We start from the raw sequence: 23,097 nt of genomic DNA on the forward strand, positions 1-23,097 counted from the left end.
TATGAATTTAAATTATCCTGTTATAGTACTCGGAAATGGACTGGGGGATAAGAAAACACCTTCTTATAGTTTAAAAGCTTTTTTGCAAGATATAGATTATGGTGCTGATGGTATAAATATAAATTTAAAAAAGTTGAAAGATAATTCTTTAATAGTTTGGGATCAAGATTATATAGATTATAATGATGAAAAAAAGTTTTTAAAAGAAATTGATTTTAAAGAAATTTCAAAAATAAAAGTTCAAAAACAAAATAGATTTGTATCTTTAGAACAACTTTTTATAAAAATGCCAGAAAATATTCTTTTCAATATTAATGTTGAAGAAGATTATTTAGAGTATGTAATAATGTTAATAAAGAGTTTTAATGCTCAAAATAGAGTTATGGTATCGGTATCTGATGCTAATTTAATAGATAAAATAAATTCGATCGATGAAGAGATATTTATAGGCTTGAATTATTCTACTGAAATTAGAACACAAGATTTGATGAATAAAAAATTATATTCTTTGAATATAGATTTTAATAAATATAAACAAAACATTGAAAAGATAAAAGATCAATCTTCTTTTATAAAAGAAATAAATATAAAAGTCATGATAAATAATTTAATAGATGAAAATTATATAAAAAATCTTAAAGGATATTATGATTTTTTTTCAACAAAAAATGTAGAAAAATCTGTTGAAATACTTTCCAATATATATTAAAGGAGGAATATGGGTGTATCCAAGAATTATTTTTGATGGGGAAAAATTAATACAAAATTATAAAAATATAGAAAATAAACTCAAAGATAAAAAAATAGACCTTGCATTAGTTACAAAAGTTATATGTGCAGATCCAAATATCATAAAAATATTTGAAGAAAATGGAGCAAAATTATTTGCAGATGCTCGTCTTGATAATATATTAAAGATGAAAAAAAATGGTATAAAAGGAAAATTCATGCTTTTGAGAATTCCTATGATATCAGAATTAGAGAAAGTCATAGAGAATGTAGATTATGTTTTAATCAGTGAATTAAAAACCTTAAAAAAATTAGGAGAAATTTCATCTTCCAAAAATAAAAAAATAAAAGTAATATATATGATAGATCTTGGAGATTTAAGAGAAGGTGTATGGTATAAAACTTCTTTAAATGAATTAATAAGAGCTTCAAAAGTAAAAGGGATAACTTTAGAAGGAATAGGAACGAATTTAGGTTGTTTTGGAGGAATTCTTCCAGATGAAAATAATATGAAAGAAATTGTTTTAATAAAAAATGAATTTGAAAAAAATACTGGAATAAAATTAAACTTGATTTCTGGAGGAGCGACAGCAAATCTTCCATTGGTAGAAAAAAATAAACTACCTATAGAAATAAATAATCTAAGAATCGGTGAAGCTATTTTTTGTGGAACTGATGTTACAAATAACAGGAAAGTTCCTGGAGCCGTTCAAGATGCAATAACTTTAGAAGCTGAAATAGTAGAAATAAAAGATAAACCATCTATTCCAGTTGGAAATATTGGATTAGATGCTTTTGGAAGAAAACCAACATTTGAGGATAAAGGGATTAGGAAAAAATGTATAATTGCTGTTGGTGAACAAGATATAGACCCAAAAGGATTGAAACCAAAAGATAAAAGCATACAAGTTTTACATTCGAGTTCAGATCATACAATACTTGATATAACAAATTGTGAAAAAGAATATGATATAGGAGATATAATATCCTTTGAAATGTCTTATTCATGTACTTTGAAAGCTTCTACGAGCGAATATGTGAAAAAGATTTATAATAAACCCAATAAATAAGAAATTATAAATATTATAATGCTTGAAGAAATCAATATAATTCCTTTTTTGTCAAATTCCTTTACTTTTAATGTATCTGCTTCTTTTTTGCCTTTTCTTAACTCTTTTGCTGAAGATACAAAATAAGTTATAGATAGTAAAAAAGTTATAAAAGCGATAAAAAATAGTATATTTAAAATAGTATTCAAATTAATCACCTCAGATTTTATTATATCACAGTGAGGAGGTAGTAAATTGCAAAATGAATCATTTAACCCTCCAAATAGTCTTGAAGCAGAGGAATCGGTTTTAGGAAGTATTTTTTTAGATCCATCTGTTATTGAAGATATTATGGAAGAAGTGAGATGGCAAGACTTCTACTATGAAAAACATAGACTCATTTTTAAAGTTATAGAAACACTTTTTATAAATGCATTACCTATAGATGTTGTTACTGTAATTGAAAGACTGAGAATGGATAATCTTTTAGATAAGGTTGGTGGCGAAGAAACAATAATAAATCTTGCCCAAGCAGTTCCAACAACCGCAAATGTGATGTATTACTCCAATATTGTAAAAGAAAAAGCTTTACTTAGGAATCTTATAACGGCATCTTCTGAAATTGTTGAATCCATAAGAACAGTTGGAGATGCACAAGAAATACTTGAATATGCTGAGAAAAGAATATTTGCAATAGCTGAGGCAAGAGCTACAAGAACATATGATCTTCTTGGGAATATAATACCTGATGTTGCAGATAATATAGTTTATTTAAAAAATCAAGCTGAATCAGGCAATCTTGGCGTTGTTACTGGAATTGGTACAGGATTTCATTCATTAGATAAAATGACATCTGGATTTCATAAATCGGATTTAATAATAATAGCGGCAAGACCATCTATGGGAAAAACTTCTTTTGCTTTGAATTTAGCTTCAAATATGGCTTTAAAATATAAAAAAGGAGTAGCTATATTCAGCCTTGAGATGTCTAAAGAACAACTTGTAAACAGAATATTATGTTCAGAAGCTATGGTTGAAATTCAAAAAGTAAGAACAGGTCAAATAAATGATGAAGAATGGACTAAAATTACCAATGCAGCAGGTAATTTACAAGATTCAAAACTTATTCTTGATGATGAACCAGGGCTTGATTCAAGAACTTTGAGGGCCAAGGCCAGAAGAATAAAAAGAGAATTTGATGTTGATGTTATTTTAATAGATTATTTACAGCTTATGCAAGGAAGAAAAGGTGGAAATGACAGTAGGCAGCAAGAAATTTCTGAGATTTCGAGATCCTTAAAATTACTTGCAAGAGAACTTGGAATAACTGTAGTAGCTCTTTCACAACTTTCAAGAGCTGTAGAACAAAGAGAAGACAAGAGACCTCGTTTAGCAGATTTAAGAGAATCTGGAGCTATAGAACAGGATGCCGATATGGTTATGTTTTTATATAGGGACTCTTACTATAAAAGAAAAAAAGAAGATGGACAAGAAAGACTTATTTTAAATGAACCTCATGAATCAGAATTAATAATAGGTAAACAAAGAAATGGTCCTGTTGGGACTATAAAACTGATGTTTAATCCAGAATTGGCGACTTTTTATGAAATTGACAGATCACATAATATATAGTGGAGGTGATTTAGTGGTAGATATTGAAAAGAAAATAATAGAAATAATAAAACATAAACCTGTAATATTGAAAAAAATTTATGAATTACTACAGGCAGAAAATAAAGAAGATAGAAGATTGATAAGAAAAACAGCAAAAAAAATGTTGAGTGATGGTATAGCTTATAAAGATTCGAAAAATAAATATCATCTTGTTTCATCGAAACAAGTTGTGGGCACTATAGAATTTACAAAAAGTGGGAATATGGCATTTTTAAGCGACAAAAATGGAGATGAAATAGCTATAACTGTTGAAAATTCATTAAATGCCATGCATAAAGATAGAGTTTTAATTGAAAAAATTGGTCAATGGAGAGACTTACCATCTGGTAGAGTTATAAGAATATTGAATAATGAAATTGAAAGAATTGTTGGTCAATTTCAAAAAAAGAAAATGTTTGGCTTTGTAATTCCCCTTAATGGAAAAATAAATTATGATTTTTATATATCACCTGAAAATATGAACAATGCAAAAGAAGGTGAAATTGTTGAGGTTGAAATATTAAAACATAAATCTAAAAATAAAAATCCAGAGGGTAAAATAATAAAAATACTTGGAAAACCTGGAGATCCATCTATAGATTTACCTATAATAATAACAAAGCATGGTCTTCCAAATCCTGGAGAATTTCCTAAAAAAGTTATGGAAGAAGCTTTGAAAATACCAGAAAAAATTTCTAAAAAAGAATTTAAAGGAAGAAAAGATTTTAGAGATCAATTAATATTTACAATAGATGGAGATACCGCAAAAGATTTTGATGATGCAGTTGGATTAAAAAAATTAAATAATGGAAACTATGAACTTGGTGTTCATATTGCTGATGTATCTCATTATGTGAATGACAATTCGGATTTGAATAAAGAAGCTTATAAAAGAAGTACAAGTATATATCTCATAAATACTGTAATTCCAATGTTACCTCATGAACTTTCAGATTGGATATGTTCTCTCGTTCAAGATGAAGATAGATTAACTATGTCTTTAATAATGGAAATAAACAAAGATGGAGATGTTGTAAAATCTAATATATATAATGGAATAATAAATTCAAAAAAGAGATTAACCTATTCAAAAGCGAATAAAATTCTTGAAAATAATGCAGATGAAAATTTAATGGAAGAAATAGGATTTTTAAAGGAAACATTAGAAAGTATGAAAGAATTAATGTATATAATAAGAGAAAATAGAAAAAGAAGAGGTTCAATACTTGATATTGAAAGTGGAGAAGTCTATTTTGAATTTGATGAAAATGGTTATGTAAAAGATATTTTAAAAAGAGAAAGAGGTATTAGTGAAAAAATAATTGAAGAATTTATGATAAAAGCAAATGAAACAGTTGCAGAATTTTTTGACATAAAAGGTCTCCCTTTTATATATAGAGTTCATGAAAATCCTGATGGAGAAATGCTAATACAATTAAAAAACTATTTAGAAATACTTGGTATAAAATTTAAAATACCAGAAACAATGCATCCTAAAGTATTACAAGAAATATTAGAAAAAACAAAAGATCATCCATTGAATGAAAGTATTCAAAAACTTTTAGTTAGATCTATGAAAAGAGCAATATATTCAAATAATAATATAGGCCATTTTGGATTAGCGTCTAATTCTTATACACATTTTACATCTCCAATAAGAAGATATCCAGATCTAATAGTACATAAAATGTTAAAAAAATATATAGAAGGAAAAAATGACCTAAAAAAACAAGATATAGAAAAATATTCAAAAATATTACCCGATATATCTGAAAGTTGTTCAAAAAAAGAAAGAGTTGCAGATGAAGCAGAATGGGATTTAATAGATATGAAAAAGATAGAATATATAAGAAAGCATATAGGAGAAAAATACGAAGTTTTTGTTACTGGAGTTACTAAATTTGGGTTATTTGTTGAAATTCCGGAAAAAATGATAAATGGACTAATTCATATTTCTGAACTTGATGATTATTTTATATACAATGAAAGAGATAATAGTTTAGTTGGAGATAAGACTAAAAAAACTTATAGAGTTGGAGATAAAATAAAAGCTGTAGTTGCAAAAGCCGATAAATTAACACTTCAAGTGGATTTTATACCTTATGAGAATTATATAAAAATAAATAAAAAAAATACTAAAAATTATTTCAATAAAAAAAATAAAAATGGAAATAAAAAAACATTCAAAAAAAAAGGTAAGAACAAATAAGTTCTTACCTAATTATTTTTTATAACCTTTATTATCGAATTTATTGAAATATCTCCTTTTATGTTTCCTCTATTTTTAGAACCTCCACCTTTAATATTATAATCAGTTTTTAATTTGTTTATTAAATCATTGATATTAATATTTTCAGAAAAAATACTTATTTGATCATTATACTTATATATAAAAACTTTTTCTGTTAAATCAATATAATTAAAAGCAAACTCTGCATGATTATTTTCATCTTCAAAAAATATAATATCATCATCAATATTATTTAAATTTTCTCCAATTACTTTAGAATAAAGTTGCTTTAAATTTTTTAGATCTTTTATCAATTCTTTATTTTCGTTCAAAAGATTATAAATTTTTGATTTTGAGTCATAAATAGATGTACTCAAGTCATTTGAAATTGATTTTAATGTCTTATGTAAAAAACTAAAATATTTTAAGGCTCTATCACCAGAAAGATAATATATTCTTAAAAGATTCCCTTTTACTTTTTCTATATTTATTATTTTTAATAATTTTAATTCTGAAGTATTTTTTACATGAAATCCTCCACAAGCTGAAATATCTATGTTTCCAATTTTTATTAATCTTATATCATCTTCGATCTTATCAGATATTTTTTTTCTCAAATTAAATTTTGAGATATTATTTTTATCAGTTAAAATCTCTTCAACATTTAGTGATTCTAAAACATAATTTGAAAAAATTTGTTCGATTTCTGTTATTATTTCTTCATTCAGATTATTTAAATCAATATCAATAGAAGAATATTCTTCAGACATATGAAAACTCAATGTGTCGATATCAAATTTATCTTTTAATATTGCCGATAAAAGATGCTGAGATGTATGTTGTTGAGCTATATCAAATCTATTATTTTTATCTATTAAATATGAATGAATACCAGGTGATAATTCATCTGTTATATCAACACCATCTTCATAACTTTTTAAAACTTTTATATTATTTATAAAACCTCTATCTCCAAGTTGCCCGCCTTTACCATCAGGATAAAATGGATTATTTTTTATTTTTACATTATAAAAATTTTTTAATTTTTTAACAGATAAAATTTCTAAAGTATTCAAAATAATTCCCCCTATTTAGAAGTTTTTACAATATAATTATCAATATTTAAATCCACAAAATTAAAAGAATTTTTAATTTTTTTAGACCAATTAATATTATAAGGATGTTCTAATCTTGTAGATATAACGGTCTCAAATCCAAATAATTCAGATATGTTTAAAGCTTTTCTCATATTCAATAATCCACCCATTTTAGTTATATCTAATACTAATCCTTGTCCTTTTAATTTCTTTATATTTTCCATATTTTCTATAGATTCATCCCAAAATATAGGTAATTCGTACATATCATAAATATTATCTTCACTTCCAGGTTTGACAGGTTGTTCAAATCCTATAATAGATAGATCTTTTAAAATATTATAAACACGTCTAAATTCATGATAATTTAAAAAACCTCTAAAATCAAACCATAAATCATATTTTCCAAATAATTTTTTTATATTTATAATATCTTTTAAATCAGGTTTTTCTATAAATTCAAATTTTAATGTATTTTTTTTATCTAAATTTAAAGAATATATATTTAAATCTTTTTTCCAATAAACCCTTTTAAGGGTTTCCTGATATGTATTGTCTTTTTTTGTATATAATATTTTTGAAATATCTATTGAATTTTTTTTGATTAAATAATCTGAAATAGCTAACAAAACAGCCGTTTTTGCAGCATGTTCTTTTTTTATGATAAATTCTAAATCTGTTTGAAAATCATATAATTCATTTAAATCATCAAAATTTTCACTAAATCTTCTCAATGATTCCACTACAGCCATAGTTGTTTTAAAGGTTTCTCCAAAATTTTTATAAGGAGTTGCACTTCCTAATCCTTCAATACCATCTTCGTCGATTATTTTAAATACTATGTGTTCTTTCCATTCCATATTTAAATTTTTTAGTATAGATCTCTCTTGCCAATAAAAAACATCTCTTTTTCTAATCATAAGAACCTCCAAAAAATTTAAAGGGAAGCGATAAGCTTCCCAAATTATTATTTTTATTTCATTATTATGAGCCAAATATAAGAAATTACTAATCCAAGTATAGGGGATAAAATTATTTCTTTTTTTCTGAATTTTTCGAAGATATATTTATATATAATTCCAATAATTCCAGAAATTATAGCGAATAAAAAATTCTGAGATAAAATGAATATAAAGATGACTAACCTTTCAGTTGTCCCCGCTGTATCTTTCTTTTCTCTTGGATATATTTCAAAGATTCGAAATATATAAGTTAAAAAACTTGTAGTTATCATCAAACCTAAAATATAAAGTTGAAAATTATTAGTTAAAAAAGATCCTTCCAAATGACTTTTAAAAATATAATTTAGGATGAAAAAGATTATCAAGCCGATAAATTCAAATAAAGGAGTTGTATTCTTTTTAATTCTAATCAAATCAAATAAAATATGAATGATAAAAGATAAAATTAACACATAAAAACTTTTAGAATTTAAAAGCTCAAAATTAAAAGATAAAAAAACTACTGCAGCCCATATTAAGTGTAAATAATAAGTTTTTTTGTTCAGAAACTTCTCAGAATAAACATTAGAGAAAGCAAAATCTGTTATAAAATGACTCAAAAATATATTTAAGGGCACCATCAAACCTCCTTAATTCAAAGAAAAGCCACATCTCCTCTATTTCCCTCAGAAATATATAAGGCTTTTTTTAATTTTTCTAAAATTTTGTTTAAATCTTCATTTGGATTACTTACTTCTGTTATTCCAAAAGCTAATGAGATATTTCTATAAGAAGATTTTATTTTATTAGATCTTCTTTTTATTCTTTCACAAGCAATTTCAGCGTTTCTTAATTCTGTAAATGGAAGTAAAATTCCAAATTCCTTTCTTGAAATTTTCATTACTTCATCTGATTTCCTTGTGGAAATTTTTATCATTTTATAAATGTCTTTTACTGTTTCATCAAGTTCTATTGAAGAAAGATTATTTTTATGTTTATAAAAATCTAAAACTGAAACCAAAGCCAAAGAAAATGAACCTCCACTTCTATTTAATTTTTCAAGTTCATTTTTAATTCTTTGTTTGAATGCACCTCTACTACCTCTAGCCATTACAAAATAAATAGCATTTTGTATCTTTAACCTTATAAAATCTTCATCAAAATTTTTTAATATAAAATCTATACCATCATACTTAAACAGTTGATTTGAGTTTATGTTTTCCATCGTATTACTAACTACTATATGAGGAAAAGAATAATTGAGAGTTTCTTTAACTATTGCAAAATCAGAATTAAAAATGTCTTCTTTTTCCACCTCAATATTGTTTTCATCTAGTATTTCTAAAATTTTTTCTTTTGTTTCCCCCTCGTCAATATCCATGTATGTCGAATATAAAGAATTCATAAACATCACTCCACCTTTTAAAATTTATTAAGAAAAATTATAATATATTAATTTTTAATAAAAATAGATTAATTAACCCAAATATATTATATCAGAAAAAATATAATAATATATAAATTAAGATATATTTGAAAATTCTTTAAAATCGACTGGAACTACATATGTAACGCCATTTTTCATGGTTATACCATGAAAAATTTCAGCTATTTCCATCATAAGTTTATTATGAGTTATTATCATAAATTGAGATTTATGGGCATTATTTTTTATTAATGAAGCTATTTTATCTGCATTTATATCATCTAATGGAGCATCAATTTCATCTAATATATAGAAAGGACTTGGATTTAAATCCATCAAGGAAAATAAAAAAGCTATCGCTATTAAAGCTTTTTCACCACCAGAAAAAAGAGATAATTTTTGAAAATTTCTACCAGATTTTTTCACAGAAATTTGTATCCCTTGTTCAAATATTTTACCTTCACCTACAAGTCTCAATTCTCCATAGCCATTAATAAATAGTTGAGATATATATATTTTAAATTTTTCATTTAATTTTTCAAAAAAGTCTCCATAAATTTTTTCTGCATTTGAATCTAAATCATTTATAGAACTTTTTAATTTATTATAAGATTCTACTATATCTTCTTTTTCCATATTTTGAGTATTGAATTCATTTTCAACTTCATTAAATTCATCTAATACGGTTAAATCAACAGAACCAAGATTTTTAAGATAATTTTCTATTTCTTTTATTTTATTAGAATAAGATTTTAATTCAATTTCATCGAGTTCTACAAGCTCAAATTCTGATGCTTCTATATCTAAATTATTTGCTTTTTCAGTCAAAAATTCGATTTCATGTTTAACATTTTCTATTTCATAGTTTATACTATTATTTCTTTCTTTTTTTTCATTTATTAATTCTTTTAAGTTGTTTTTTTCTGTTTCGAGTATTTCAAGATCTTCGGCTTTTTCGAATTTACCGCTTCTTGAAGATTTCATTATATCAAATATTTTTGTAATTTCAGTATTTAAACTATCATATTCAATTTCTACTCTTTTTATATCATTATTTTTAGATTCAAGGGTATTTTTAATATTAGAATATTTTTCATTTAAATCAATTATCTCACTTTTTATATGATCTATATTTTTTAATGATTCTACTTTTTTTTGATTATAATAATTTATTTTTTCATCCAAAGAATCTTTTTGATATTTCTTTTCTAATAATGTTTGTTTTAATTCAGTAATTTTAAGGTTAAAATCACTATTTTCAATTTCTAAAGTTTCAATTTCTTTTTTTAAATTCAATGTTTTATTTTCATTTTCGGAATTTATTTTTTGAAAATTTATAATATCTTCTTTAAGAATTTCAATTTCATCTTCATAATTATAAATTCTTTCAGAAATATTTTTATTTGAAGAAATTAAGTTTTTCAATTCTTCATTCAAACTTTTAAATTCATTATTATGTATATTTTTTTCAGAAATCAGATCATTAAGTTTTTCCTTTTCCTCTCTTACAATATCATTTAACTTAATTATTTTTTCACTTATTTTCTTTATTTCAGATTCAGAATATATAATATTTTCTTTATTTTCTTCTAATAAGAAAATAGTTTCTTGTAATTCTCTTTTTCTTTTCAAAATAGAAGAAGAATAATCATATTTGTTTTTACCAGCACTTATAGATCCCTGACCACTTACAGTTTCTCCATTAATTGTAACTATATTGCTATTAAATCCAACTTTTGATAGATTTATGGCACTTTCAATATCATTAACAAGTATTGTATTTGAAAAAACATATTCCATTATTTTTTGATATTTATTATCAAATTTTATTATATTTATTAAATAGTCTATAACACCAGGTTCATTCAGAAATTTTTTATTTAAATATGATTTAGTCTTTAAAAGATCTAAAGGTAAAAAAGTTATTTTACCCATTCTCAAATTTTTTAAAAAATCAATATAGAATTTAGAGTAAGAAGAACTTTTAATTACTATATTTTGGAGTTTGTATCCAGCTGAAGAAGATATAGCTTCTTCATATTGTTCATTTATTTCTACAATATTTGCTACTACATCTACAACATTATCATCATCTTTAAATTCTTTAAAAAATTCTTTTATAACTGATGAATATCCAGCATATTCAGAAATTTGAAGGTTTAAGTTTTCAAGTTTATTTTTTAATTGAATTCTTTCACTTTTTCTATTTTCCAAATCATTTTTTAATACATTATATTCAGAATTTAAGTCTTTTAAGGCAGTAATTTTTTCTTTTATGGTATTTATTAGACTTTTTTCTTCTTCTGATTTAATGGTCAATTTTTCTCTTATTTTTTTTAGAGAAAGTTCAACTGATTCTATTTTATTCGATTTATTTTCAAATTCTGTTTTTAAAAATTCCAATCTCTCTTTTTTCCCTATAATAGAATTATTTTTTTGTTCGATTAAAGTATTATTTTTATTTATTTCATCTATTAATGTGTTATAAAAAAATTTCTTCTCATTATATAATTTTTGCTTTTGAGATACCGTATTTTCTAAATCATTTTTTTTTGAAAGAATTTCTTCATATTCATTATATATTCTTTCAAAATCTATATTATAAGTTTTTTCTAAAGTTGAAACTTCTTCTAATTTTTGTTCTTCGTTTTTTAATCTTTCATCAAAATTATTGATTTTCCAATCTATTGAAAGTATTTCAGAGTTTAATTCATTTATAGATTCATTTAATCTTTCTTTTTCTTTTTCAAGAGAAGAAGTTCTACTTCTATAACTCTCGATTAAATCAGTATTTTTATTTATTTCATCTTCAACATTATCAATTTCTTCTTTCAAAGATCTATACTTTCTTTCAATATCAAATTGTTCAGAATAAAGTTTTTTTAAATCTAAACTTATATTATGCTTTTCTTTTTCTAAAGTATCAATCGTATTCATTTTATATATTTTTGAGGCACCAAAATAAATTTTTCCAATATTTTGTAATTGTTGCTTATTTTCAAGATATTTTTTTGCTCTTCCTGCTCTTATAGATAAAGACTTTAATCTTTTTTCTGTCATATAAAGAATATCATTTATTCTATCTAAATTTTCTTGTGTTTTTTCTAATAATTTTAAAGAATAATTTTTTTTATCTAAGAAATCTTTTATTTCTGAAGCATCAATAATGATATTTTTTAATTGTTCAGAAGAAGAATTTACTATATCTGAAACTTGTCCTTGAGAAATTATAGAATAGAATTGTTTTCCTATTCCATTAGAAAAAAGATTTAAAATATCTTTTAAAGTAGAGTTTTTATCATTAATAGAATATATATTTCCTTTATTCTTATCAAAGTATTTAGTCAATTTTATGTTTTTTTCATCAATTTCAATTATGAGACTAACCATAGCAAATTTCGAAGGTTTATGTTTATTAGTTCCAGAAAAAACAACATCTTCTCTGTCTTGAATTCTCATTTGTTTATTAGACTGTTCACCCAACATCCATCTGATAGCATCAACAACATTTGATTTTCCAGAACCATTAGGACCTACTATTGCTATGAGATTTTTATTGATATCAATGGAGGTTTTTTTTGCAAAACTTTTAAAACCTTCTATTTCAAGGGTTTTTAATTTCATTTTAAATTCCTCCAGAATCTTTCATTATCTTAGTCACTGCTTTTACTATATCTTCAACATTTTTATCATTATTTAAGGCTTTAATCATTATTCCAATGGCCCTCATATCGAGCCAAGAATACCATCTTGGAGTTCCTTTTTGCATTGAAGGATTTCTTAAAAGATAACTTGGATGAAATGTTGGAAATATTTTAATTCCTGAATACCAATCATAAAATTTTCCTCTCGATTCTGTTATTTTAGTTTTATTAGTTAAATATTTCATACTTGTAGAACCCAATGTAACTATTATCTTTGGTTTAATTTGAATTAATTGAGCTTCGAGAAAATGTCCACAAGAATTCATTTCTTCATCTGAAGGAACTCTATTTTTAGGTGGACGGCATTTCACGATATTAGTTATAAAAATTTGATTTCTATCTATTTTTGCCCAGTCTTTAAACATCACATCAAGTAATTTCCCTGCTCTACCAACAAAAGGTCTGCCAGAAGAATCCTCATCAGCACCAGGACCTTCTCCAACAAAAACTATTTTAGAATTTATATTACCTTCGCCAGGTACAGTATTATTTCTGCTTAAATGCAGAGAACATTTTTCACATATTTTTATTTTATCTTTTATAAAGTTCATTTCTTTTATATTTGCCATGTTAAAAACAACTCCTTTACATAAGTCCAAATTCAAATCCATCATCGCTAAAAGCTACATTTTTGTTTGGAAGATTATTTATAAAAAATGTAAGTGTGAATTTTTTTAATTCAAATTGTGGTAAAAATGATATATCAGCTTTTATGTTAAAAGTCCAACAAATAATTCTTTTTTGAATTTCAAATTTTTTAAAATCTAAAATTTCATTTTCTATATCATATTCAAATTCCATATCAGCAAATTCTTTTTCATCACGACTTTCTATACCTATACTGGCAGTTAAAAAATTTTCTTTTCTATAATAATTACCACCAAAAGTCATTGAAAATAAAGAATTTTCTTCCAGAAATTTATTTTTATAAAGTTCAAATCTATTATAATCATCTTTTATATTGAACTTACCAATTAATTTGTTCCCAAAAATATAAAATGAATAACTTGAAAGTAATTCTGGTAGAATTTTTTCAATTTCTTCTTCATATGGATATATTTTATATTCAATTTCTAATCTATTCCTATTGAATAAAACTTTTTCTTTATTTAATATATACTCAATAGGTTTTTCTTCATTATGTTTATACGTGAATTCACTTGTATGATAAAAAGGTTTTAATTCTGATTTAAATTTAACTTCTGTTGTTTTAGGTTTTATTTCAATATCTGTATCAAAAAGTGTTTTAGTTTGTAGTTGATTTTTAAAGTTGAATATATTTAAAGATGTATCTGTTTTTAATTCAAGATAAGAAATTTTATCAAAACCATCCTTCAAAAAATTGTATTTTCTGGTTATTCTTGCAGCATTTTTAAAATTATTTTCGAAAAAACTCAATTTATATCCAATATAATCCCCATAATTAACTTCATCTGTTGCAGAAGGTGTTAAAGAATTTTCAAAAACTTTTTTAAATTCCACAAAATTACCAAATTCCAATATATTCCAACTCATGTCTATTTTAGGTTTTAATGTAAAATCAAACAAAGTATGTCCGATCGAGTACTTTGAATTTTCTGTAAAATCTCTTTTATGATTAAAATTTGAAGTAGTTTCAAAACCTGTTTTTCCATCTATATCGAGTAATTTAAATTTATTTAAAGTATAATCATATTCAAATTTGTTTTTTGAATCTATTTGATTATTTAGAACTTTAGAAGATTCTGAAGTTAGATTATAATATAAATCACCCGTTAAATTTGAGTATTTTGAATAAAAACCATATTTTCCTTTAACTTCTATACGACTATTTTTTTCTTTCCAAGCTTCTACTATATTAAAACCGTTTAAATTTTTATATTCTAGATTTACTCCTAACCTTGATAATGATATTATTGATTTTTTATATTTTTTTTGATAAGCATCAGTATAAGCCTGTAAAAATTTTATATAATAAAGAGTATTTTCATTCCAATAAACATTAGATCTGATGTTCTTTATATTTCCATAAGGTGTTTTTAATTCAGGAATATATAGATCAAATTTCATCAAAGTATTCTTATTGTCTTGAGTTAATCGCATATAAGAATCTTTATCATAAATATCATATTCAAAACCGAGTTCTGTATTAATATTATTTTCTATATTTGAGTATAAATATAAGTACTTATCAAAAACTTTTATTCCATATTTAAATAAAAACTTTTGATAAGTCAAAGAATTTTCAAAATCATTTGTCATACCATATTTTAATTTCAAAAGACTCTCATTTTCAAATAAATAATTAATTCCTATTAAAAAAGTTAATTTATTATTTTCATAATCAAACTTTAAAGAAAAAGGTTCATTATCATCTTCATTTAAACTTTGAAAGTAAAATGGTAAATATAAAACGGGAACACCAAAAAATTCCAAAGTAACATCTCTTGCTATAAGAAATTTTTCTGGATAAATAGTTACTTTTCGAGATTTAAAATAATATGTTATACAGTCTTTGCAAGTAGTCATTTTAGTTTTTTCCGAAATAAAATAATCGTCCTCTAAAGGTTTGTAAATTTCTTCAGACCAAACCTTGACTTCTACTTCATTTTTATCATCTTTATACTTTTGTAAAGTATAAGAATTTATAAAAAAACTGTCATCTTTTTCGAAATTTATTGTCATTGTAGAAGCTTCAATAGTAGATTCACCATGAGTATAAATAACATTGCCAGTTAATTCAGCACTATTGATAGTATTATCATCATTTAAAACTGCTGAACCTTTTTCAGCAGTTATAATTGAATCTTTATAAAGTATTTTCAATTCTTGATTAAATTGTAAAATATCATCTATTATTTGAAAATCATTTGATTCAATATTGACATTTGCAGAATAACTAATACTTGGGAAAATTAATAATGCAATCAATACTACAAAAATTTTTTTTAAAGGTTCTGTTATTTTAAAAGAAATTTCAGTATCTAATAAGAAAAATAGCAAAATTCCAACAATCCCAAATAAAATATCTGGAATCCATGCTGATAATACAGGATTTATTATTTTTTCTTTACCCAATGCATTAAGCCAAGCTCCAGATCCTTGATAAAGAACAACTAATAAAAATGTAGTTATTACACTCCATGATTTACTTTTCAAGTTTAAAAATAAAGAAAGAGATACTCCTAAAATAGATATAACAAGTGGGGCTAAGGCATTTGCAAATTTACTTTGAAAAGAAACTATTAAACCAGAAACATCACTTCCAAGTTTTGAGAAAGTATCTATTTTTTCTTTTAATTCTTTTGAAGTCATTTCATTGGCACTCTTACCAAAATTTAAAAATTCTTCAACATCTTTTTCTAAATCCAAAGAAAGCGATTTAAAAGAAAGATCAAATTCTAAAAAACCATTTGAATCAACTCTAAAACTTCTACCATTTTCCATTTTCCAACCATCTGGATATTTTTTTGCTTTTTGAGCATGAAAAACAGTTGTTTTCTTATAGTCAACTTCATATAACAAAATATCATAAAGAGTTCCATTTTCTCTATCAAGTTCTTTTACAAAAAGATATCTATTATCTCCAAGATCTACAAATTCATTATCGCTTATAACAGCTTCAGGTTTTTGATAAATATATTTAGCCATAGCTTGTTTAGCTTCATAGTTCGATTTTGGAACTATACTATCAAAAAGCATAAAAGTGAAAAAAGATAATAATATTGATATAATCAAAAAAGGTATCATGAGCCTTTTTGCTGGTATACCTAAAGTCTGTATTGCAATTATTTCATTATCATTTGATAATCTTGACATTAACCAAAAAATACCGAATAAAACTCCTACCGGTATTCCCATTGATACAAAATAAGGGAGATTGTACCAAATCAATAAAAGTAATTTATCAAAACCAACTTTATTTCTTACAATTATTTCAGAAAGCTCATATAATAATTGAACACTTACAAATATCACAAAACCAAAGAGTCCCATTAAAAAAGGAGAAAAAAATTCTCTGGAAATATACTTTATAAGTCTTATCATAAATCGTCCTCCAAAGAATAAAAATATTCGAGATTAGTACCTCTGCATTTATAACGAACACCTTTGAGAGCCCATATTATATTTTCAGATATATTTGTTGTGAAATCAGAAAATCTTTCTATATTTGATAATATGTTCAAATGTAAATTTGTTGTTTTAACTGATTCTTTTGATTTATAAAGATGTTTTTTATATGCTGATAATAAAGAATTAACCTCTATATCCATAGCACAAATTTTTTTAGCTGGTTCAAAAAATTTTTTATCTATATCAACTTTTGACAATTTATCTGTCTCAAGATTTATGAAATCAGAAAAAAGTCTTAAAGATATAGACAACATTTCATGGCTTTGAATAAAAATATCTTCAAAACTTACCATATTTACGAATTGGGGTAATTTTAAGATTTCAAGATTTATTTTAGCATTTTCTTCACATAAATCACCCATGTTTTCAAAAATATATGACAGTTTAATACCTAAAAGAGAGGCTTTTAAATATATTCCAGTATAATTATTGGCACTTATCATTGTTAATCCATCATATTCTAATTTAGATTCTAAAAAATCGAGTCTATCATCTTGTTCGATTATCTCGTTGGATAAATTTTTATCTTTTTCAAAATAAGAATCTTTAAATTTGTAAAACATACCTTGTACAAGTCTTCCCATTTTTAAAACATTATTTAAAAATATTATTAATTTATCATTTTTAAATGAATTCAAATGTCTTTCTTCAAAATCATCAATCATCATTCAAACCTCCTGCCAAAAGCCAGTTTTTTATTTAAGGTTGAATAAAAAGTTTCAGTATTTTTTTGTGCAAGTAAAATTCTCTTTTCACTTCCAGAAATTTTTATAGAAGTACCTGGCTCAAGCTTCTTTATTATATTTCCATCTCCTGTTATATATGAAAAACCAGCTGAAATATTATTAATATTTATTTCAATACTTCTATTTGGAGACACAATAAAAGGTCTTATATTTAAAGCATGAGGAGAAAGAGGAACTAATTCCATCATATTTAAATCTGGGTCTATTATACTACCACCTGAAGAAAGAGCATATCCAGTTGCACCAGTAGGAGTAGAAATTATTATACCATCTCCTAAAAAAGAATACAAAATATGATTCGCAACTTTGACTTCAAGATCTATAGTACCAACTGGTTGACTTTTTTGAATAACAAAATCATTCAGAGCAATTATATTTTTACCATCAATATTGCATTTTATTAAATATCTTGAAGAAAATTTTAAATTTTTATTTTTAATATCCAAAGCAGCTAATTCGATTTCTTCTCTTGAATAAGCGCTTAAAAATCCTAATGTACCGAGATTTATAGATATTATAGGTTTATTATGAAAAGTTGCTATTTGAGAAATTCTGAGTACGGTTCCATCACCACCAAGAACAACGTAAAAATCAGCTGAATTGGCTATTTTTTCATTTACAAACGAACTTGCAGATAATATATCTAAAACTTCTATATTATTACTTTCAAAAATATAAGATATATTTTTTTCAATATATTCTTTATTATGTTTTGTAGGATTAAAAAATAAAATTATCTTCAAAATTTCACCCCAAACGATTTCCAAAGTCTATTAATGTTTGAACTAAAAATCTATCAGTAAAAATTAATATGAGAATTGCTATAAAAGGAGAAAAATCAAACATGCCTATATTTACAGGAAGATATCTTCTTATAGGTCTCAAAAAAAATTCACTTATAGAATCTACTATTGATTTAAACTTATTATAAACTGGGAATAAAAAACTCATAACAACAGATATAATTATGGTTAATTCAATAAAATTTATACTTATTCTTAAAACAGTTCCGATCGCTGTAAAAAAGTTACCCAATGCAAACATTTTATCACCTCAATAATTTCTATTTCCAAATATTTTACTACCTATTCTTATAAAAGTAGCACCATGTTTTAAAGCTAATTTATAATCATTAGTCATTCCCATAGAAAGTTCTTTTAAATCAGGATAAGAAAATTTAAAACTATTTAGAAGTTTAGAGGCTTCAAAAAATACAGATTCTATAATATTTTCATCATCAGTCAATGGAGCCATTGTCATAAATCCATTTATTTTTATATTTTTAAAAATACTGCATTCTTTTAAGAAATTAGAAATGGAATTTTTATCAATACCGGATTTAGAATCTTCTTGTGATATATTAACTTCTATTAAGATATTTTGAATTTTATTATTTTGTTCAGCTCTAAAATTTATTTCTTTTATCTCTTTTATACGACTTACTGAATGTATTAATTCACATCTTGGAACTATATATTTTATTTTATTAGTTTGTAATCTTCCTATAAAATGCCAATTTATATCATAATTTGACAAATATTCGGATTTATCTCTTAATTCTTGTGCTTTACTTTCTCCAAATATTCTTTGACCAAAATTATAAGCATTTACTATATCTTCTACTGGAAAAAACTTTGATACAGCTATTAATTTTGTATTAGGATATATTTTTAATTCATCATATAATTCGTTCAAATTTGATTCAATAGAGTTCATTCAATCACCCCATATTGAAATATTTTTATCTTCATCTTCTTTTACATTTAAAAGATCATAAGCTTTTTGTGTAGCAATTCTTCCACGATGACTTCTAATTATAAATCCATTTTGAAGTAAATATGGCTCATATACTTCACTTATAGAATCTGATTCTATACCCAAAGAAGATCCTAAAGCGTTAATACCTACAGGACCACCTTTATAATTTATTATTATTGTTTTTAATATTTTTCTATCCATATCATCAAGACCAAAATGATCTATTTCAAATAACTCCATAGTTTCTTCAACATCTTCGATGTCAATATTGCTTTTCGATTTTACTTGAATTATATCTCTTACTCTTTTCAAAAGTCTATTTGCTATTCTTGGGGTACCACGAGATCTTTCACCAAGAACTAATGCAGCATCTTCATTTATTGAAATATCTAAAAGATTTGCAGACCTTTTTATTATTTCTTTTAAATCATTAGCTTCATAAAAATCCATTTCTAAAATAATTCCAAACCTTGATCTCAATGGACCTGCTAATAAACCTAATCTTGTGGTAGCTCCTATTAAAGTAAAAGGTTGTAAATCTACTCTTATAGATCTTGCTGAAGGTCCTTTACCTATCATGATATCAAGTTGGAAATCTTCCATTGCAGAATAAAGAATTTCTTCTACAGATCTATTTAATCTATGAATTTCATCTATAAATAGAATATCTCCAGAATTCAAATTTGTTAATATAGCAGCAAGATCCCCCGCTCTTTCAAGAACAGGACCGCTTGTTATTTGTATATTAGATTTCATTTCATTGGCTATTACATTAGCCATAGTTGTTTTTCCTAACCCTGGAGGACCAGCCAAAACAATATGATCAAGATGATCTTTCCTTATCTTTGCAGCCTTTATTGCAACATCAATTTTTTTCTTAACAGAATTTTGGCCAATATATTCATTTAAAAACTTAGGACGAAGGCTTATATTAGCAACTTCGTCCTTAACCTCCTCAGGGTTGAAAATTCTATCCTCATCAAATTGCATTATAAATTCCTCCATTATGGATAAACTCTATACAAAGTTCTTGCGAACGGAATTGCCTCCCTTATATGATTTAAACCACATATCCAAGCAACAGTTCTTTCTATACCCAAACCAAATCCACTATGAGGTACACTACCAAACTTTCTCAAATCCAAATACCATTCATATTCTTCTTTAGGTAATTTAGATTCTTCTAATCTTTTCAATAAAATTTCTTTTTCCCAAATTCTTTCAGAAGCACCTATTATCTCACCATAACCTTCTGGTGCAAGCATGTCATCACAAAGTACGACTTCAGGATTTTCAGGATCAGGTTGCATATAAAAAGCTTTAGCATTTTTTGGATATTTTTCTACTATTAATGGTTTTTCGTATTGTGATGCGAGTTCAGTTTCGTGTTCAGCTCCTAAATCATCACCCCATTCAATACTATATCCTTTTTTTTGAAGAACTTCTACAGCTTGAGTGTAAGTCATTCTTGGGAAAGGAGCTTTTATTTTTTCTAATTTAGAAATATCTCTATCCAAAGCTATTAAATGTTCTTTAGCTCTTTCTAAAACTTTTTCTATTATATAAGAAATCAAATTTTCTTGCAAATTCATATTATCTTCATGTGTATAATAAGCAACTTCTGCTTCATTCATCCAAAATTCGATTAAATGTCTTCTTGTTTTTGATTTTTCAGCTCTAAAAGTAGGACCAAGATTAAATACTTTTCCATGCGCCATACAAGCAGCTTCTAAATAAAGCTGACCAGTCTGAGCAAGATAAACTTTTCCATAATCAAAATATTCTATATCAAAAGTATTACCAGCTGATTCCCCTATAGAACCTGTAAATATAGGTGTATCGATAAGTGTAAAATTATTATTATAATAAAATTCTCTAACGGCTTTTATTATCTCATTTCTTACAGCTAAAATATGAAATTGTCTTCTTGATCTTAACCAAAGATGTCTATTTTCCATTAAAAAGTCAATACCATGTTCTTTATTTGAAATAGGATAATCTTCTTCAGGTTGATTTAAAATATCGATTTTTTTTACAATTATTTCCACTCCAATAGGAGATCTATCATCTTTTTGAACTTCTCCTTCAATTATAACTGAAGACTCGTTTCTTATTTTTTTTATATCTGAAAAAACATCTTCTCCTAAAGTAGATTTTTCAGCGATTCCTTGTACGAATCCAGTACCATCTCTTAACTGAAGAAAGGCTATTTTTCCACTAGATCTTTTATTCCAAACCCAACCTTTATAAATTATTTTTTGACCTATAAAGTTTTTTAGATCTTTAGTATAAATCCAACTTAAACTCATATCACACCTCCAATTAATTTTTGCTTGAATTATTATATCATATTTTTAAATATCTAATTTATACAAAATTATACAAATTTATTCTTTTCAAGAAAATTATTTATAAATTCAACAAATTTATTTGCTAAAATAGGATCAAAAAGAATTCCAGAATTATTAGATATAAAATCTATGGCCTGTTGCGGCGATAAAATACCTTCATATTCAGAAGTTGCTGTATGAGTTGCTATGTCAAACCAATCTATTAATCCTATATATCTTGCATAATAGGGTATTTCTTCTCCTGATAATCCATCTGGATAACCTGTTCCATTCCAAAATTCATGATGAGAACGGACTACTGGTACAGAAAACCAAAGTTCATCTATAGAAGATAAAAATATAGATCCCGTAACTGTATGTTCTAAATCCCAAGTTTCAAAGTCATTTATTCTTGTTGGAGTAAAAAGCATTAATTGTTCTATACCTATTCTGCCAATATCATGTAACATAGCCAACTCTTTTATTTTTTTTATTTCATCATCATCTTTTCCAAGAAATTTTGAAAATTCTTCAGAATAAAAAGCAACACGTTGTGAATGAGACATATTAGTATCTTTATCTTCGACTTCCATTGTAACAACTAAGGCTTGCAAAAATTTTGATATTTTGTTTCTATATCTATCTTTTAAATCATAAAGATTATAAACATTATTATCATAAAAAAGAAAAGTTGATTTTAAAATTGATAACTCTATCAAATTAAATATTTTTGAATCCTCAATTGCAGTAAAGTCGCTGCTATTTGAAATAACAACTCTATTTTGCTTTTCAAAAAAAATACATATTTTATCATCATAAGATCTTTTTGAAGATATTATAATATCAGAATTATCAAAAGAAGTCGAAACCGTAAATTTCATTCTATTCAATATTTTTTCACATAGTGTTTTATCTGAAAAAGAATTATCTATAAAAAAAGTGGGAAATTTATTCATAAAAACAACCTCCTTTATTACTTTATTATATAGTATCTTTCTAAATTCTAAAAACGTTTATTTAAAGTAATTTTAAACGATGTTAAAAGGGATATTTACCTCCATAGGTTATAATTAAATTGTTAAGAAATAATAAATAACCATTTTCTGTTTTGTTAAACAACAAACAAAAAAAAGGAGGTAAATACCTTGAATAATTCTCAATTTTATCTTGATTTTGTTTATGATGAATACCTTAATAACCATTGTGAATCTAAATATCTTATGGATTTGATTTCTTTGATTGATTGGTCTAATATTCCTTTGTTTAAGAATACTGGAGTTGGTGCTAACGGGTATTCACCCAGAGCTATGTGTAAAGCATT

The 23,097-nt window shown here is 24.9% G+C and carries 19 protein-coding genes; 4 read left to right on the forward strand and 15 right to left on the reverse strand.

Annotated elements, in window-relative coordinates; all coding sequences use genetic code 11:
• Position 1: 1 nt before the first annotated feature.
• Both C7380_RS02590 and C7380_RS02595 read left to right on the forward strand, forming a co-directional pair.
• Positions 2 to 709: a PI-PLC domain-containing protein gene (locus C7380_RS02590; protein ID WP_109603921.1), complete on the forward strand. Its 708-nt coding sequence runs from the start codon at positions 2 to 4 to the stop codon at positions 707 to 709.
• Positions 710 to 722: 13 nt separating this feature from the next.
• Positions 723 to 1,799, forward strand: a complete 1,077-nt coding sequence (locus C7380_RS02595) for an alanine/ornithine racemase family PLP-dependent enzyme (protein ID WP_109603922.1) — start codon at positions 723 to 725, stop codon at positions 1,797 to 1,799.
• Here C7380_RS02595 and C7380_RS02600 read toward each other — a convergent pair.
• Positions 1,778 to 1,987, reverse strand: a complete 210-nt coding sequence (locus C7380_RS02600) for a hypothetical protein (protein WP_109603923.1) — start codon at positions 1,985 to 1,987, stop codon at positions 1,778 to 1,780. The two genes, C7380_RS02595 and C7380_RS02600, sit on opposite strands and share 22 nt — an antisense overlap.
• 46 nt (positions 1,988 to 2,033) lie before the next feature.
• Here C7380_RS02600 and dnaB point away from each other — a divergent pair, with 46 nt between their 5' ends.
• Positions 2,034 to 3,410 carry a replicative DNA helicase gene (dnaB, locus tag C7380_RS02605; RefSeq protein WP_109603924.1) on the forward strand — a complete coding sequence of 459 codons (1,377 nt, stop codon included), beginning with the start codon at positions 2,034 to 2,036 and terminating at the stop codon, positions 3,408 to 3,410.
• Positions 3,382 to 5,640 (forward strand): ribonuclease R, encoded by a 2,259-nt coding sequence (gene rnr / locus C7380_RS02610; protein WP_109603925.1) that lies wholly within the window; start codon positions 3,382 to 3,384, stop codon positions 5,638 to 5,640. The genes dnaB and rnr overlap by 29 nt, the downstream gene beginning before the upstream one ends.
• Positions 5,641 to 5,648: 8 nt before the next feature.
• Here rnr and C7380_RS02615 read toward each other — a convergent pair whose 3' ends face one another.
• The 14 genes from C7380_RS02615 to C7380_RS02680 form a co-directional block, all read right to left on the reverse strand.
• Positions 5,649 to 6,737: an alanyl-tRNA editing protein gene (locus C7380_RS02615; protein ID WP_109603926.1), complete on the reverse strand. Its 1,089-nt coding sequence runs from the start codon at positions 6,735 to 6,737 to the stop codon at positions 5,649 to 5,651.
• Between the two features lie 11 nt (positions 6,738 to 6,748).
• The gene (locus C7380_RS02620) at positions 6,749 to 7,678 is read right to left on the reverse strand and encodes an enolase C-terminal domain-like protein (RefSeq protein ID WP_109603927.1); all 930 of its coding nucleotides are present in this window, start codon (positions 7,676 to 7,678) and stop codon (positions 6,749 to 6,751) included.
• Positions 7,679 to 7,731: 53 nt separating this feature from the next.
• Entirely contained in the window at positions 7,732 to 8,337 is a 606-nt protein-coding gene (locus C7380_RS02625; RefSeq protein WP_109603928.1) for a hypothetical protein, read from the reverse strand.
• A gap of 17 nt (positions 8,338 to 8,354) precedes the next feature.
• Positions 8,355 to 9,104: a diguanylate cyclase domain-containing protein gene (locus C7380_RS02630; RefSeq protein WP_158274756.1), complete on the reverse strand. Its 750-nt coding sequence runs from the start codon at positions 9,102 to 9,104 to the stop codon at positions 8,355 to 8,357.
• Positions 9,105 to 9,221: 117 nt separating this feature from the next.
• Entirely contained in the window at positions 9,222 to 12,749 is a 3,528-nt protein-coding gene (gene smc, locus C7380_RS02635; RefSeq protein WP_109603930.1) for a chromosome segregation protein SMC, read from the reverse strand.
• A gap of 1 nt (position 12,750) precedes the next feature.
• On the reverse strand, positions 12,751 to 13,398 hold the full coding sequence (locus C7380_RS02640) for a uracil-DNA glycosylase (RefSeq protein WP_109603931.1): 648 nt from the start codon (positions 13,396 to 13,398) through the stop codon (positions 12,751 to 12,753).
• Positions 13,399 to 13,414: 16 nt separating this feature from the next.
• On the reverse strand, positions 13,415 to 16,855 hold the full coding sequence (locus C7380_RS02645) for an LptF/LptG family permease (protein ID WP_109603932.1): 3,441 nt from the start codon (positions 16,853 to 16,855) through the stop codon (positions 13,415 to 13,417).
• Entirely contained in the window at positions 16,852 to 17,607 is a 756-nt protein-coding gene (locus tag C7380_RS02650; RefSeq protein WP_158274757.1) for a phosphate signaling complex PhoU family protein, read from the reverse strand. Before C7380_RS02650 ends, C7380_RS02645 begins: the two co-directional genes overlap by 4 nt.
• Positions 17,607 to 18,431, reverse strand: a complete 825-nt coding sequence (locus C7380_RS02655) for an NAD(+)/NADH kinase (RefSeq protein ID WP_109603934.1) — start codon at positions 18,429 to 18,431, stop codon at positions 17,607 to 17,609. The genes C7380_RS02650 and C7380_RS02655 overlap by 1 nt, the downstream gene beginning before the upstream one ends.
• 4 nt (positions 18,432 to 18,435) lie before the next feature.
• Complete coding sequence (locus C7380_RS02660) at positions 18,436 to 18,732, reverse strand: YggT family protein (RefSeq protein WP_109603935.1); 297 nt, start codon at positions 18,730 to 18,732, stop codon at positions 18,436 to 18,438.
• A gap of 9 nt (positions 18,733 to 18,741) precedes the next feature.
• The gene (locus C7380_RS02665; protein ID WP_109603936.1) at positions 18,742 to 19,404 is read right to left on the reverse strand and encodes a YggS family pyridoxal phosphate-dependent enzyme; all 663 of its coding nucleotides are present in this window, start codon (positions 19,402 to 19,404) and stop codon (positions 18,742 to 18,744) included.
• Positions 19,405 to 20,436 (reverse strand): Holliday junction branch migration DNA helicase RuvB, encoded by a 1,032-nt coding sequence (ruvB, locus tag C7380_RS02670; RefSeq protein WP_206050493.1) that lies wholly within the window; start codon positions 20,434 to 20,436, stop codon positions 19,405 to 19,407.
• 14 nt (positions 20,437 to 20,450) lie between these two features.
• Positions 20,451 to 21,755, reverse strand: a complete 1,305-nt coding sequence (gene asnS, locus C7380_RS02675) for an asparagine--tRNA ligase (protein ID WP_109603938.1) — start codon at positions 21,753 to 21,755, stop codon at positions 20,451 to 20,453.
• 68 nt (positions 21,756 to 21,823) lie between these two features.
• Positions 21,824 to 22,732, reverse strand: a complete 909-nt coding sequence (locus C7380_RS02680) for an HD-GYP domain-containing protein (protein ID WP_109603939.1) — start codon at positions 22,730 to 22,732, stop codon at positions 21,824 to 21,826.
• Between the last annotated feature and the right edge of the window lie 365 nt (positions 22,733 to 23,097).

This window comes from Oceanotoga teriensis (assembly GCF_003148465.1).
In the GTDB taxonomy this organism is placed as follows: domain Bacteria; phylum Thermotogota; class Thermotogae; order Petrotogales; family Petrotogaceae; genus Oceanotoga; species Oceanotoga teriensis.